Annotated in this window: 13 protein-coding genes; 5 read left to right on the top strand and 8 right to left on the bottom strand. The window is 69.2% G+C overall.

Annotation, left to right across the window (positions count from 1 at the left end; translation table 11 throughout):
* Window positions 1-2: 2 nt before the first annotated feature.
* Genes treZ through glgX form a run of 3 tightly spaced genes read right to left on the bottom strand, consistent with a single transcriptional unit; the run spans window position 3 to window position 6,116 of the window.
* The gene (treZ, locus tag EER30_RS31955) at window positions 3-1,736 is read right to left on the bottom strand and encodes a malto-oligosyltrehalose trehalohydrolase (protein ID WP_127504370.1); all 1,734 of its coding nucleotides are present in this window, start codon (window positions 1,734-1,736) and stop codon (window positions 3-5) included.
* Entirely contained in the window at window positions 1,733-4,003 is a 2,271-nt protein-coding gene (gene treY / locus EER30_RS31950; protein WP_127504369.1) for a malto-oligosyltrehalose synthase, read from the bottom strand. Before treY ends, treZ begins: the two co-directional genes overlap by 4 nt.
* 1 nt (window position 4,004) lies before the next feature.
* A complete protein-coding gene (glgX, locus tag EER30_RS31945; RefSeq protein ID WP_127504368.1) occupies window positions 4,005-6,116 on the bottom strand; it encodes a glycogen debranching protein GlgX in 2,112 nt (703 codons plus the stop codon).
* 385 nt (window positions 6,117-6,501) lie between these two features.
* Between glgX and EER30_RS47415 the strand changes: the two genes are divergently transcribed.
* Together EER30_RS47415 and tnpB are read left to right on the top strand one after the other, a co-directional pair.
* Window positions 6,502-6,648, top strand: a complete 147-nt coding sequence (locus EER30_RS47415; RefSeq protein ID WP_164842544.1) for a hypothetical protein — start codon at window positions 6,502-6,504, stop codon at window positions 6,646-6,648.
* Window positions 6,645-8,024 (top strand): IS607 family element RNA-guided endonuclease TnpB, encoded by a 1,380-nt coding sequence (tnpB, locus tag EER30_RS31940; protein ID WP_127504367.1) that lies wholly within the window; start codon window positions 6,645-6,647, stop codon window positions 8,022-8,024. Before EER30_RS47415 ends, tnpB begins: the two co-directional genes overlap by 4 nt.
* Window positions 8,025-8,034: 10 nt before the next feature.
* Here tnpB and EER30_RS31935 read toward each other — a convergent pair whose 3' ends face one another.
* On the bottom strand, window positions 8,035-8,949 hold the full coding sequence (locus tag EER30_RS31935; RefSeq protein WP_127504366.1) for a ketopantoate reductase family protein: 915 nt from the start codon (window positions 8,947-8,949) through the stop codon (window positions 8,035-8,037).
* A gap of 60 nt (window positions 8,950-9,009) precedes the next feature.
* Here EER30_RS31935 and EER30_RS31930 point away from each other — a divergent pair, with 60 nt between their 5' ends.
* Together EER30_RS31930 and EER30_RS31925 are read left to right on the top strand one after the other, a co-directional pair.
* Window positions 9,010-9,240, top strand: coding sequence for a cation:proton antiporter regulatory subunit (locus EER30_RS31930; RefSeq protein WP_127504365.1), 231 nt, complete (start codon window positions 9,010-9,012; stop codon window positions 9,238-9,240).
* A 4-nt stretch (window positions 9,241-9,244) separates the two neighbouring features.
* Window positions 9,245-10,723 (top strand): cation:proton antiporter domain-containing protein, encoded by a 1,479-nt coding sequence (locus EER30_RS31925; RefSeq protein WP_205650515.1) that lies wholly within the window; start codon window positions 9,245-9,247, stop codon window positions 10,721-10,723.
* Here EER30_RS31925 and EER30_RS31920 read toward each other — a convergent pair.
* The 3 genes from EER30_RS31920 to EER30_RS31910 form a co-directional block, all read right to left on the bottom strand.
* The gene (locus tag EER30_RS31920) at window positions 10,720-11,295 is read right to left on the bottom strand and encodes a hypothetical protein (RefSeq protein ID WP_127504364.1); all 576 of its coding nucleotides are present in this window, start codon (window positions 11,293-11,295) and stop codon (window positions 10,720-10,722) included. The two genes, EER30_RS31925 and EER30_RS31920, sit on opposite strands and share 4 nt — an antisense overlap.
* A gap of 240 nt (window positions 11,296-11,535) precedes the next feature.
* Window positions 11,536-11,964 (bottom strand): TIGR03618 family F420-dependent PPOX class oxidoreductase, encoded by a 429-nt coding sequence (locus EER30_RS31915; protein ID WP_127504363.1) that lies wholly within the window; start codon window positions 11,962-11,964, stop codon window positions 11,536-11,538.
* A gap of 9 nt (window positions 11,965-11,973) precedes the next feature.
* Window positions 11,974-12,666 (bottom strand): EcsC family protein, encoded by a 693-nt coding sequence (locus tag EER30_RS31910; protein ID WP_240670429.1) that lies wholly within the window; start codon window positions 12,664-12,666, stop codon window positions 11,974-11,976.
* Window positions 12,667-12,906: 240 nt separating this feature from the next.
* Here EER30_RS31910 and EER30_RS31905 point away from each other — a divergent pair, with 240 nt between their 5' ends.
* Window positions 12,907-13,812, top strand: a complete 906-nt coding sequence (locus EER30_RS31905) for a proteasome assembly chaperone family protein (protein WP_127504361.1) — start codon at window positions 12,907-12,909, stop codon at window positions 13,810-13,812.
* 1 nt (window position 13,813) lies between these two features.
* On the opposite strand, the gene EER30_RS31900 is transcribed toward EER30_RS31905, so the two are convergent.
* Window positions 13,814-14,554 carry an alpha/beta hydrolase gene (locus EER30_RS31900; RefSeq protein ID WP_127504360.1) on the bottom strand — a complete coding sequence of 247 codons (741 nt, stop codon included), beginning with the start codon at window positions 14,552-14,554 and terminating at the stop codon, window positions 13,814-13,816.
* Between the last annotated feature and the right edge of the window lie 16 nt (window positions 14,555-14,570).

Below are 14,570 nucleotides of genomic sequence, written 5' to 3'. Positions count from 1 at the left end.
AACTACCGGTACGCGACCACAACCGCACTCTCCGGTGGGAGTTCGACCCGGTCGCGCTGGAGCACGACGCCGGGCGACGTGGCCAGCAGCACCGACGACGGCGTCGCCCGCAGCGAGACCGTCTGCGGCGTGCCCGCCAGGTTCACCGCCACCGCCGTGCGCCCGCGCCGCATCACCAGGTGCTGGTCGCCGTGCCAGACGTCGACCTTGTCGAGCCAGGGATCCGACAGGTCGGGCCGGCTGCGGCGCAGCGCGATCAGCCGCTTGTAGAGGTCGAGGATATCGGCGTGCTCGGGTTTGGCCGGTTCCTCCCAGTCGAGCTTGGACCGCTGGAAGGTCGCCGGGTCCTGCGGGTCGGGCACCTCGGCCTCGGCCCAGCCGTGCGCGGCGAACTCGCGGCGGCGGCCCTGCTGCACCGCGGTGGCCAGCTCGGGCTCGGGGTGGCTGGTGAAGTACTGCCAGGGGCTGCTCGCCGCCCATTCCTCGCCCATGAACAGCATCGGCGTGAACGGTGAGGTCAGCAGCAGGGTGGCGCCGACCTTGAGCAGGCCGGGCGAGAGCGTCGCCGAGATGCGGTCGCCGATCGCGCGGTTGCCGATCTGGTCGTGGTCCTGCAGAAAAGCCACAAAGCGATAACCCGGCGTACGGGATCGGTCGACCGGGCGCCCGTGCCGGCGCCCCCGGAAGCTCGACCACGTGTTGGCGTGAAGGAACGCGCCCTTCAGGACGGTCTCCAGGCCCTCAAGGGAGCCGAAGTCGCCGTAGTACCCCTGACGCTCGCCGGTCAGCAGGGCGTGCAGCGAGTGGTGCACGTCGTCGTCCCACTGGGCGGTCAGGCCGTAGCCACCGGCCTCGCGCGGGGTGATCAGCCGGGGGTCGTTCAGGTCGGATTCAGCGATGAGGGACAAAGGTCTGTTCACGGCAACCGACAGCGACTCGACCTCGACGGCCATCTGCTCGAGCACGTGGATCGCCGAATGATCGGCCAGCGCGTGCACGGCGTCGAGCCTCAACCCGTCCGCGTGATAGTCCCGCAGCCACATCAACACGTTGTCCACGATGTATCGGCGCACCTCGTCGGCGCCCCACCCGTCCAGGTTGACCGACGAGCCCCACGGGTTCGAGCCGGCCTGGCTCAGATAGGGGGCGAACATCGGGGCATAGGCTCCGCTGGGCCCGAAGTGGTTGTAGACCACGTCGATGATGACGCCCAGCCCGCGGTGGTGGGCCGCGTCGACGAAACGTTTGAGCCCGTCGGGCCCGCCGTACGCCTCATGCGGCGCGAACCAGGCGACCCCGTCGTATCCCCAGTTGTACTCGCCGTTGAACGAGTTGACCGGCAGCAGCTCGACCAGGTCGACGCCGAGCTCGACGAGGTGGTCGAGCTTCTCGATCGCGGCGTCGAAGGTGCCCGCCGGCGTGAACGTGCCGACGTGCATCTCGTACAGCACCGAGCCCGGCAGCTGACGCCCGGTCCAGGCCTGGTCGGTCCACGCGAACGCCGAGTGGTCGTAAACGCGGCTCGGCCCGTGGACGCCGGAGGGCAGCCACGGTGCTCGCGGGTCGGGCAGCACAGCCTCGACATCAGGCAGGTGGAACCCGTAGTCCGTGCCAGGACCGGCCGACGGCACGTCGAGCCGCCACCACCCGTCCTCGCCACGTTCCATGTCGCGGACCTCCCCGGCGACGGAGAGCCGTACGGTCTTCTCCGGTGCCCAGACCTCGAAAAGCGTCATTTCTCTTTCACCAGGAGGGCGACGGGATAGGTGCGCAGCAGGTCGGCGACCGCCAGGCGGCTCCCGCCGTAGCTGGTATTCGTGAACACTTCCATCCAGCTGTGGCCGTCGAGTGACACCGTGGTGTCACCCCAGCCGCTGTGGCGTGACAATCCGACCGGCATCCTGGTCGCGATCGTGACGGCGCCGCCGCGGTCGAAGCCGAGCAGGTGCTCGCCGCACCGCCCCTCGCCGAAGACCGGACGGTAGCCGGTGAACAGCTCGGGCCGTTGGCGGCGCAGGCGCAGGGCCCGGCTGGTGACCAGCAGCTTGGCCGCGCCGCTGTCGTCGATCGGGGGCAGCCAGCCGTCGTCGAGCCGGCCGAGCAGTTCGCGGCGGACGCCGAAGTCGACCGGGCGGCGGTTGTCCGGGTCGACCAGCGAGAAGTCCCACAGCTCGGTGCCCTGGTAGACGTCGGGCACGCCGGGCATGGTGAGCTGCACGACCTTCTGCCCGAGCGCGTTCGACCAGCCGGGCGGCGTGATCGACGCGGCGAAGTCGGCGACCTCACGGTGCAGCGCCGGGTCGTCGTAGATCTTGTCGACCATGGCCCGTACGGCCGCTTCGAAGCGCTCGTCGGGGTGCTGCCACGTCGTCCCGGCGGCGGCCTCGCGAGCGGCCTTGAGGGCGTACGCCTGAAGTCGCTCTCGGGAAAGCGGCCAGGCGCCCACGGCGGCCTGCCAGATCAGGTGCGCGAGGGACGGGTCGGGAATCGGGTCGACGCGGGCCCAGCGGCGCACGACCTCGGTCCAGTCGCCCGGCACCTCGGACAGCACGGCCAGCCGGGCCCGTACGTCTTCACTGCGCTTGGTGTCGTGGGTGGACAGCGTCGTCATCGAGTCGGGCCAGGTGCGGCGGCGCTCGTCGGCCGCGTCGTGGAAGTTGTCGGGGGTGACGGCGAACTCGGCCGGGTCGTTGCCGACCTCGTTGCGGGCCGTGAACCGGGTCCACCGGTAGAACGCCGTGTCCTCGACGCCCTTGGCCATCACGGCGCCGGTGAACTGCTGGAACCGTACGGCCAGTTCGTCGGCGGGGTTGCGCAGCCGACCGAGGAGCTGGTCGAGCACCGGGACGAGCTGAGGGCGACGGCGGCCGGCCTCGGAGCGGGCCTTGGCCAGGTGGCGGGAGCCGAACGGCAGGTAGGAGCGGTAGACCGGGAAGCACGCGGCCAGCTCGGCCAGCGCGCGCGGGGCGGCGTCGACGTCGGGGACCAGCCGGGCCATGCGGGCCAGTTCGGCGGCGAGCTGGGTGGTGGCGATGTGCAGCTTGCACCCGTGTACCAGGTCCTGCCAGGACGTCTCGCCGCCGGTCAGATGGTGCTGGAGGGTGTCGAAGAACGCCTCGGTGCTCGGGTCGACGAAGACGCCGCACACCTCGGCGAGCGCGTCGTAGCCGGTGGTGCCGGCGACCGGCCAGTCGGGCATCTCCTCGCCCGGCTCGAGGATCTTCTCGACCACGATCCAGGCGTCGGGGGCGGCGGCCCGCAGACGGTCGAAGTACTCCCCCGGGTCGCGCAGGCCGTCCGGGTGGTCGACCCGGATGCCGGAGGCGATGCCCTCGTTGTACCAGCGCAGGATCTCGGCGTGGGTGGCCTCGAAGACGCGCGGGTCCTCGACGCGCAGGCCGGCCAGGTCGACGATCGCGAAGAAGCGACGGTAGTTGAGCTCGCTGTCGCCGCGGACCCAGTTGACCAGCTCGTAGTGCTGCCGGTCGTGGACCTCCCGCGCGGTGCCCTCGCCCGTGCCGTCGGCGATGGGGAACCGCTTGTCGAAGTAGCGCAGCTCGCCGTCCTCGACCCGAAGATCGTCGAGGGCGTCGGGCGAATCGGCCAGCGTCGGGATCAGCAGCCGGCCCCGCGACCAGTCGATGTCGTAGAAATCAGAGAAATCCGATGCGCGACCGCGCCGCAGCACGTCCCACCAGGTGGGGTTGGCCGACGGCACCGCAACGCCGGCGTGATTGGGGACGATGTCCACCACGAGCCCGAGCCCGGCGCCCGTCAACGCGGCGGACAAGTCGCTCAGCCCGGAAGCCCCACCCAGCGCGGGATTGACCTGCGAGTGATCCACGACGTCGTAGCCGTGTTCGGAACCGGGAGTCGCGGCGAGCAGCGGAGCCGTATAGAGATGACTCACCCCGAGGTCAGCCAGATAGTCGGCCAGCTCGGCGGCGCTCTTCAGGGGAAACTCGGGGCGGACCTGGACTCTGTAGGTTCCGGAAGGAGGCAATTCAGACCGTCCGATCCAAGACGATGAGTGAGCGGTCCGGCACCCAGATCTTGTGGCCCGCCTCGACCACCTGCGGGTTGTCCGGGGACGGCTCGGCCGTTTCGATGACCTTCTCCCACTTCTCCCCGTACTCGGCGGGAGGCGTGGCGAATTCGATGGGCGCGTCGTGCGCGTTGAAGAAGAGCAGGAACGAACTGTCGACGTGCCGTTGCCCGTACTGCCCGCGTTCGCGGATGCCCTCGCCGTTGACGAACAGCGCGACCGCCCGCCCGAAGTCGTTGCCCCAGTCGTCGCCGGCCATCTGCCGTCCGTCGGGGGTGAACCATTCGAGGTCGGGCAGCGGGTCGCCGCCGCCGCGCGCGGTCACCGGCAGCCCGGTGAAGAACCGGCGGCGCTGGAACACCTGGTGCCGGTGGCGGAACGCGGTGAGCTTGCGGGTGAACTCGAGCAACCGCTCGTCGGCGTGCTCCCAGTCGATCCAGGAGATCTCGTCGTCCTGGCAGTAGGCGTTGTTGTTGCCCTGCTGGGTGCGGCCCATCTCGTCGCCGTGCGAGATCATCGGTACGCCCTGGGACAGCATCAGCGTGGCCAGGAAGTTGCGCCGCTGCTTGGCCCGCAGAGCGAGCACGTTCTCGTCGTTCGTCGGGCCCTCGATGCCGCAGTTCCACGACCGGTTGTGGCTCTCGCCGTCCCGGTTCTCCTCGCCGTTGGCCTCGTTGTGCTTGTCGTTGTACGACACGAGGTCGTTCAGGGTGAACCCGTCGTGCGCGGTCACGAAGTTGATCGAGTGGAAGGGTTTACGGCCGTCGTCCTGGTAGAGGTCGGCCGAGCCGGTGATGCGGGACGCGAACTCCGCGAGCGTGGCGGGTTCGCCGCGCCAGAAGTCCCGTACGGTGTCCCGGTATTTGCCGTTCCATTCGGTCCAGTTGGGCGGGAAGTTGCCCACCTGGTAACCGCCGGGGCCGACGTCCCACGGCTCGGCGATCAGCTTGACCTGGCCGACGACCGGGTCCTGCTGCACGACCTCGAAGAAGGTCGAGAGCCGGTCGACGTCGTAGAACTCACGGGCCAGCGTCGAGGCGAGGTCGAACCGGAAGCCGTCGACGTGCATCTCGGTCACCCAGTAGCGCAGCGAGTCCATGATCAGCTGGAGGCTCTGGGGACTGCGCACGTTCAGGCTGTTACCCGTGCCGGTGTAGTCCATGTAGAACTGGGGTTGATCGTCGACGAGCCGGTAGTACGTACGGTTGTCGATGCCCTTGAGCGACAGCGTCGGCCCGAGATGGTTGCCCTCGGCGGTGTGGTTGTAGACGACGTCGAGGATCACCTCCATCCCCGCCTTGTGCAGGGCCTTGACCATGCCGCGGAACTCCTGGGTCTGCTGACCGAGGGTGCCCGTCGACGAATAGCCCTGGTAGGGCGCGAAGAAGCCGAGCGTGTTGTAGCCCCAGTAGTTGCGCAGGCCGAGGTCGGCCAGCCGGTTGTCGTGCACGAACTGGTGCACCGGCATCAGCTCGACCGCGGTCACGCCGAGACTCTTGAGATGCTCGATGATCGCCGGGTGGCCGATGGCCGAATATGACCCGCGCATGTCCTTGGGGACCTCGGGGTGCCGCTCGGTCAGCCCCTTCACGTGGGTCTCGTAGATCACCGAGTGGTGGTAGGGGATGTCGGGCCGGCGGTCGTTGCCCCAGTCGAAGTAGGGGTTCACGACCACGCCCTTGGACATGTAAGGCGCCGAGTCGAGGTCCGACATCTGGTCGGGATTCTCGAAGTCGTAGGCGTACAGCGACGGGTTCCACTCGATGTCCGAGTCGACCGCCCGGGCGTACGGGTCCAGCAGCAGCTTGTGCGGGTTGTAGCGCAGCCCGCGCGACGGGTCGTACGGCCCGTACATGCGGTAGCCGTAGCGCTGGCCCGGTTCGACCCCGGGCAGGTAGGCGTGCCACACGAACGCGTCCTGCTCGTGAAGCTGTACCTTGCGCTCGTTGCCGGACGGGTCGAACAGGCACAGTTCGACCGCCTCGGCCCCCTCGGAGAAGATCGCGAAGTTCGTGCCCGTGCCGTCGTACGTGGCACCCAACGGGTACCGGTGACCAGGCCAAACCTGCATGTCGTACTCCCACCCCTCGACCGTCGGTGCGCTGCGTGTCACACAGCGGGCGGCACCGGGCCCGTCATGGATGCCCGCCGCGCCTCCGGCTCAATCCTGTGGGGTCATTCTTTCCGATGGCCCTGGGGGGTGTCCGCACGAGTGTCCGGTTTCCCAACCGGAAGGGTGGCATCTGGTGACGTGTTCATGGTCGGTAGTGCTCAGCGGCTGGCAATTGTGACGGTGTCAATAGAGAGAATGGGCAACGGTCACCGGTATCCCATATACAACCGCGCCGTGGCGCCACATGCCAAATACTAGGCAGACGACAATACGTCTCTTGACTAGTTGTCATGCAGCACGGGAGACTGCTTTCGCTGCGATGGAGGGCGCGTAAGGGGGGACCGTGAGCAATAATGTGCGTTCCGGTGTCGCCTCGGCGATCTCGGCGCCGGGCCGTGATGTCGACGGTTGGTTCAAGGCCACGTTGCAGGATCGTCAGGCCGTCGACCGGGTTGTCACCGAGGTCCGCTCCGGGGGTGGCCTGGTGTGAAGACGATCCAGGCGTACCGGTTCGCCCTCGATCTGACACCCGTCCAGCACCGCAATGTGCTCGCGCATGCCGGAGCGGCCCGGGTCGCCCACAACTGGGCGCTGGCCAGGGTCAAGGCGGTGATGGGTCAGCGGGCCGCGGAACGCTCGTACTGCGTGTCCGACGGGATGCTGACCCCGGCGCTGTCGTGGTCTCTCGCTGGGCTGCGCAAGCTGTGGAACGCGGCCAAGCCTCAGGTGGCGCCGTGGTGGGCTGAGGTATCCAAGGAGGCGTTCAACACCGGCCTGGACGCGCTCGCCCGCGGGTTGAAGAACTGGGCCGACTCCCGGACGGGCAAACGTGCAGGTCGCGCGATCGGGTTCCCACGATTCAAGTCACGCCGCCGCACCACCCCGAGTGTGCGGTTCACGACCGGGGCGATCCGGGTCGAGCCGGACCGCAAACATGTGGTGCTGCCCCGGATGGGCCGGTTGAAGCTGCACGAATCGGCCCGTAAACTCGCCCGCCGCCTCGAGGCCGGCACCGCCCGGATCCTGTCCGCCACAGTACGCCGCGACGGCGGGCGCTGGCACGTGTCGTTCACCGTCGAAGTCGACCGAGCCGAACGAACCCCGACCCGGCCGGATTCCGTGATCGGCGTCGACGTCGGGATCAAGCACCTGGCCGTCTTGTCCACCGGCGACCTCGTGCCGAATCCGCGCCATCTGGCGTCCGCGCAGGCCCGGCTGCGGGCGTTGGGCCGGGCCGTGTCCCGCAAGACCGGGCCCGACCGCAGAACGGGACAGCGTCCGTCGGATCGTTGGCGGCGCGCGGCGGCGCGGCTTGGCCGCGCGCATGCCAGGGTCGCTCATCTGCGCCGCGACACGACCCACAAGCTCACCAATAAGTTGGCGGCGACGTACGGCACGGTGGTGGTCGAGGATCTCAACGTCGCCGGCATGCTCACCAACCGGCGGCTGGCCCGGCACATCGCCGATGCCGGGTTCGCCGAGCTCCGCCGGCAACTGGCCTACAAGACCGCCTGGAACGGTGGTCGTCTGCTGGTAGCCGATCGCTGGTATCCGTCCTCCAAAACCTGCTCGGCCTGTGGCGCGGTGAAAACCAAGCTGGCCCTATCCGAGCGTGAATACCGTTGTGAGGCGTGCGGGCTGGTCCTCGACCGGGACCGTAACGCCGCCCTGAACCTCGCCGCCCTCGCGGCACTGTTCGACACCGCCGGGAGTGGCCCGGTGGCAGCACGTGGAGCCGACCAGAAGACCCGCGTATGCGGGCAGGTGGCTGTGAAGCGTGAACCCGGCACGACATCAGTCGGTCAGACCGGGACCGTCCCGCCGCAAGGCAGGACTACCGATCATGTGCTCACCAAAGCACGCTGAGAGGTAACGGTTAGGTGCGGGCGGCATGAATCGCGAGATTGGTGTATGCCGCCGAGATCGTCGGCGCGGGCACGTGATGCTTGGCGGCCTCGGCCACGAAATCGCCCAGGATGGCGTCGGCCTCGACCGGCAGCCCCCGCTTCATGTCCCGGTACATCGACGAGGTCATCTGCTCGGTTGTGGCCAGCCCGTTCTGCAGCACCTTGACCGCCCCCGGGCGCGGCTGATGGCCGGCGGCGGCCGCGATGGCCATGGCCTCGGCTGCGATCCGCGCCCCGAACTCGACGCCGCCGGGCGCCCGGTTGATCTCGCCGACCGGGGCACGCATCAGCGTCGTGGCCGCGCCCAGGCTGGCCAGGAAGACCCATTTCTCCCACATGTCCTGCACGATCGTGGGGGCCGCGAACGCGTCGAAGCCGGCCCCGGAGAGCGCCTCGGCGACCGCGGCCGGGCGGGGGTCGTCCGGGTTCCACGAGACCGGGCCGAAGCCGAGCCGCTGCAGCCCGGTCATCCGTATCACGTCGCCCCGCGCGTCAAGATCGGCGTGGATCAGGCAGACGCCGCCCCACGCCCGCTCGGGGCCGAACGCCTTGAGCAACTCGTCGAGATGCCGCATGCCGTTGAGCGTCGGTATGACGATCGTCTCACCGCCGACGGCCGGGGCGATGTCGATGAGCGCCTGCGCGAGGTGATAGCTCTTCACGGCGAGCAGCACGATGTCGTACGGCCCCTCGAGCTCGCCGGCCGTCACCAGGCGCGGCGCCACGATGGTCTCGCCCTCGGGCGTCCCCACCCGCAACCCGCGTTCGGCCAGTTGAACGGCCCTTTCCTCGCGCACGAGAAAGGTCACGTCACGCCCGGCCGCCGTCAGCAGCCCGCCGAAATATCCGCCGGTAGCTCCGGCCCCGACGACAAGTGTTCGCACAGGCATTGAGCGTAGTGCGCTGATCTGGTCATCCCCAGGGCCTGCACCTAGGATCCCGTCATGGGCAAAGGCGTGCACATCCAGGAACTTCCGGGTCTCGGCACCCGCTATGACGTCGATCTGAGGTCCGGCGGCGAGCGCGTGTCGATCGTGGTTTCCCGCGACGGCAAGCGGCACCTCTACGTCTTCACCTCCGGCGGCACCGACGACCCGGCCGCCGTCGTCGAGATGACCGAAGACCAGGCCCGCAAGGTCGGCGCCGTGCTCGCCGGCACCTTCTTCGTGGACTGATTGCGTGCACGCGAACCTCATCGGGCTGGGCGCCCTGATCCTGGTGGCCGGCCTGCTGGCTCGCTTCGGCCGCCGCATGGGCCTGCCCACCGTCCCGTTCTTCATGCTCGCCGGCATCCTGCTCGGCCCCAGCACCGGCGGCCCGGTCGCCTTCGAACACCCCGAAGACCTCGACATCCTCGCCGTCTTCGGCCTGGTCGTGCTGCTGTTCCACCTGGGCCTCGAGTTCCCGGTCGAACAGGTGCTGGGCAGCGGCAAACGCCTGTTCATCGCGGCCGGCTGTTACATCGGCATCAACATCGGCGCCGGTCTGGCCCTCGGCTTCGCGCTGGGCTGGGGGGCCAAGGAAGCCTTCGTGATCGCCGGGGCGGTCGGCATCTCGTCGTCGGCGATCGCCACCAAACTGCTCATCGAGATGCGCCGGCTGGCCAACGCCGAGACCCCGGTGATCCTCGGCATCATCGTCATCGAAGACCTGTTCCTCGCCCTCTACCTGGCCCTGCTCAGCCCGATCCTGTCCGGCGCGAGCTCGGCCGGCGAACTGATCCTGCGCATCGGCATCAGCTTCGGCTACCTGGCCCTGCTGTTCGCGGTGGCCCGCTGGGGCGCCAAGTGGATCGGCAAGCTCCTCGACACCCGCGATGACGAGCTGGTCGCGATCATCATGATCGGCCTGGTCGTGCTGGTCGCCGGCATCTCGGCCGACATCGGCGTCTCCGACGCGATCGGCGCCCTGATGATCGGCCTGGTGGTGGCCCGCACCTCGATCCGGGAACGGGCCGAACGCATCGCCGTTCCCCTGCGCGACGTCTTCGCCGCGATCTTCTTCATCGCGTTCGGCACCAGCATCGACGTCGGCGCGGCGGGCCTGGTCATCGTGCCGGTGCTGATCGCCGTGGCCGTCACGATCGTCACCAACGTCACCGCCGGTCTCATCACGGCCCGGCTGTTCGGGCTCAACCAGCGCGGCGCGGCCAACGTCGGCCTGACCGTGCTCGGCCGCGGCGAGTTCTCCCTGATCCTCGCCACCCTGGCCATCGGCGCCGGACTGGACGAACGGATCGGCCCGTTCATCGCGCTCTACGTGCTGATCCTGGCCGTGCTCGCACCGATCCTGGCGTCCAACTCGAAATACCTGGCCCGGATCATCCCCGACCGGATCCTGCACGACCGCTGGCGTTACGTGCGGGAAGAGACGATCAGCACGGCCTGCACCCACCTCGACCGCATCAACATCACCGAGACCGACGAGGAGGCCTGCGCCGAGTGCGTCGAGCTCGGCGACACCTGGGTGCAGCTGCGCATGTGCCTGTCCTGCGGGGCGGTCGGCTGCTGCGACGACTCGAAGAACAAGCACGCCACGGCCCACTACCACGACAGCCGGCACCCGCTGATCCGCTCGCTGCAGGAAGGCGACGGCTGGCAGTACTGCTACGAGGACAAGACCCTCGTACGCGAACCCGCGGGCTCGGGCCGGTCCTAGGAGGTTTTGACCACCCCGGAACGCGCGACCGTGGCCGCGTAGTTCCCGTCGCCGCTGTCGCGCTTGCTCACGACGTCGACCGAGAACACATAGTGCGTGTCCCGGTCGAGCCCGGCGATCGTGGCCGTCATGTAGCCACAGGTCGCCGCCGGGGTGACCACGGTCCAGCCGATGTCGCGCTGCTCGCCCAGCATCGCGTCCTGGCTGATCGCCGTGATCCGGTACTCGACCAGGTTCGCGGTCCCCGGGTTGTACCAGGTGACCGTCCCGCTCGTGGTGGCCGCGGTGGCGGCGGCGCCGTTGATGATCTGGTTCTTGACCGGCGGGCACGACCCGGTGCCGGACGGTTTCGGGGCGGGCACGCCGGGCGGCAACGGCAGGAAACCACTCGGGTACGGGCTGCGCGTGCCACTGCCGTACGAGGGTGCCGGCGACGGGGTGGGGCTGCCACTGGTCACGACGATCCACGGCGCGGCCGGCGCCTCGGTCGGGGTCGCCGCAGGCGAGTCACCGCTGCCGCAGCCGCCCAGCACCAGCGGCACGGCGACGATCACCCACCAAGAACGACGCACGCAGGTCCCCTCCGATCGCGGTCCGCTCGTCGGATCCGATCGGCCGGGGCGGCGAAACGCTTAGGCCTGGTACGGATTGGACCACGCGGCACCACGACGCAGGCCCGCTTGGAAGCCGCGGCGACCAGCAGCCCCACGCAAAGCCCCGGGTCGACCAGCCAGCCACCGCAACCAGCCGCCCCGACGCCGATGCCGGGCCCGTCCGGGACTGCGGCGACAGACCTCTGCGGCGAAGGCTGGCTAGTTGTAGACGCGCTGCGGGTCGATGAGGACAGCTGTGCGGCGCTGCTCGCGCATGACGCGGTCGTACTCGTCCCAGTTGTCGTGGGCGCCGCCGGCGGCGGTGAAGATCTCGCGCAGGAGCAGGCGCAGCCCTTCGGCGTCGAGGTCGTTCCAGGGGTCGTCGGGGCCGGCCAGTTCGGCGACGCCCTCGACGGCGGCCCATTTCCAGCCCTGGCGGTAGGCGACCGTGATCTGCGGGCGCTCCCGCAGGTTGGCCAGCTTGACCGGACCGTACGTGACGAAGGCCAGCAGTGGCCGGTCGCGCGTGATGATGCCCGTGTTCACCAGCGAGGTCTGGATGGTCTGGTCGCCGCGCAGCGTCGACACCAGCGCCAGCCCCGAGTCGGCCCGGCTCAGCTCCCAGGCCTCGGAAAGTGTGATCCCCATGAGGGGAACTTAGCGGGCGGGTTCCGGGACGCGCTGGTATCGCGAGCGGGCGCGGGCGGCGAGGTCTTTGGTGGCGGCCGAGTTGACCCAGGTGCCGAGCACGATCGAGGCGCCCGGGATGAGCTTGGCGAAGAGGCGCTTGGCGGCGCGGACGCCGGCCATCTGGGCAAGTTTGATGCCCAATCGCATCATCACGCCGCTCAGCGGGCGCGACGCCGCGCCGGCGAACAGCATGGTGGCGCGGGTGCGGCCGGCCGCGGCGCCCAGGGCGAGGCGCGCCGTCTGGGCCGCTTTGTGCACGCGCTGGAGCACGAGCAGGTCGGTGGCGCGCTCGGGGGCGCTCGGGTCGTGGCCGTAGACGGCGGCGACGTGCAGCACCATGCGGGCCTGGTTCCAGGCCAGGACGCCGACGTCGAGCACGGCGCCGGGCAGCCCGGCCACGCCGGAGACCGCGCCCGAGATGCGGGCGAGCGTCGTGAAGCGCTTGACGGCCAGGTCGGCGAGCTGGTCGGGGGTGCGCTCGGGGTGTTCGACGCGCATGCGCTCGGCCCAGGCGGCGGCTTCGGGGCCGAGGCGGCGCACCGCTTCGAGCGCGAGGTGTTCCGGCGCGTACTGCGGGTCGGCCTTCATGCGGGACCAGAGGGAACCGGGGGGCGCGTCGGTTTCGGTGATCACATCGGGAAGGTTCGAAGAGTTGGTCACCAGATCGCTCCTGCGGGGTTGGGAACGTTCCTTTGCCATTGTGCCGTGCCGATGCACGTGCAGGCGACCTTTCGTGATCCGTTGTGTTCAACCAGAGATCTGTGAGGCCTCCGTCACGCTTTACCCCCGGCGCTACTGTTTGGGTGTGGGGTTGCAAGATCTTTGAAGCCCGGAATTATTGGCCGGCTTCGGTTGTTCGCACGGATTACCCCTCATCAGGAACCACAGGAGGTCCTCGACGTGCTCGATCCCAACGAGCTCTACGAGCTGGCCGACGATCTGCCGGAGCTCGACGAGCCGGTGCTGGTCCAGGCGCTCACCGGTTTCGTCGACGCGGGCAGCGCGATCCAGCTCGCGCGCGAGAACCTGCTCGACCGGCTCGACAGCCGCATCGTCGCCACGTTCGACCTCGACCAGCTCGTCGACTACCGCTCCCGCCGCCCACCGATGATCTTCGACGAGGATCACTTCGTGAGCTACGAGGAGCCCAGCCTCGCCCTGCACCTCGTGCGCGACCAGCTCGGCACCGAGTTCCTGCTGCTCGCGGGCCCCGAGCCCGACCTGCAGTGGGAGCGTTTCATCGCCGCGGTCACCGGTCTCATCGAGCGGTTCGGCGTGCGCCTGACGGTCGGGCTCAACGCGATCCCGATGGCCGTGCCGCACACCCGCCCGGTCGGCGTCACCGCCCACGCCACCGACAAGGCGCTGCTCGGCGACCGCGAGCCTTGGCTGCAGAAGGTGCAGGTTCCGGCGAGTGTCGGCAATCTGCTCGAGTTCCGCCTCGGCGAGAACGGTCACGACGCCATGGGTTACGCCGCCCACGTGCCGCACTACCTGGCCCAGACGACCTACCCGGCCGCCGCCGAGCTGCTGCTCGATTCGTTGTCGACGACCACCGGGCTGGCTCTGCCCACCGGTGACCTGCGCGAGGCGGCCGAGGTCGTGCGCGACGACGTCGACAAGCAGGTCGCCGACGACGAGCAGGCGAGCCGGCTGGTGTCGTCCCTCGAGGCGCAGTACGACGCCTTCCTCCGCGGCCGTGAGGGCAACCTGCTGGCCGGTTCCGACCGCCCGCTGCCCACCGCGGAAGAGCTCGGCGCCGAGCTGGAGCGCTTCCTGGCCGAGCAGGGGCGCGACAAGGACTGAGTCAGCCCTTCGTGAAGAAGTCCAGGACGCGCGGAATGTGCGTGTCCCAGTAACCCCACTCGTGCCCGCCCGGGCTGAACTCGCTGTCCAGCGGGATCCCGAGGCGGGCACAGGCGTGTACGAAGCGCTCGTTCTGGGCGAACAGGTGGTCGCCGGTGCCGCAACGCAGCATCAGCCGCGGCAGGTTCTCGGGGGCAGCGTTCTCCAGCACGTGGAACAGGTCGTCGTCGGTACCGGTCACGTCGCGGTCGGCGAAGACGCGCCGCATCACCTCGCGGATGTGCGGCCGGTCGTCGTGCTGCTGCAACCAGGCCACGTCGAGCGCCCCCGAGAGGCTGGCCGCGCCGGCGAACCGCTCCGGCTGACGCAGCGCCCACTTCAAGGCGCCGTAGCCGCCCATCGACAGCCCCGCGACGAACGTGTCCTCGCGCCGGTCGGACACCCGGAAGAACCGCTGGACCAGCGTCGGCAGCTCCTCCGAGAGGAACGCCCAGAAGCTCATCCCGTACGCCTCGTCGCTGTAGAAACTGCGGTGCACCTGCGGCATGACCACGGCGAGCTGGTGGTCGTAGGCATACCGCTCGACCGAGGTGTACCGGGTCCACGCGGTGTGGTCGTCGGTGAGCCCGTGCAGCAGGTAGAGCACCGGCGGCGGCGTCGGCCCCTCCTGCGGCAGCACGACCGTCATGGACGTGGCGAGGTCGAGCGACTCGGCGTAGAAGTCAACGCTGATCTTTGCCATCGGCCCAGTCTCGCAG

It is taken from the genome of Actinoplanes solisilvae (assembly GCF_003999975.1).
Lineage (GTDB): Bacteria > Actinomycetota > Actinomycetes > Mycobacteriales > Micromonosporaceae > Actinoplanes > Actinoplanes solisilvae.
Note: the sequence above shows the minus strand (reverse complement) of the source record. Positions and strands in the feature narration are given on the sequence as shown.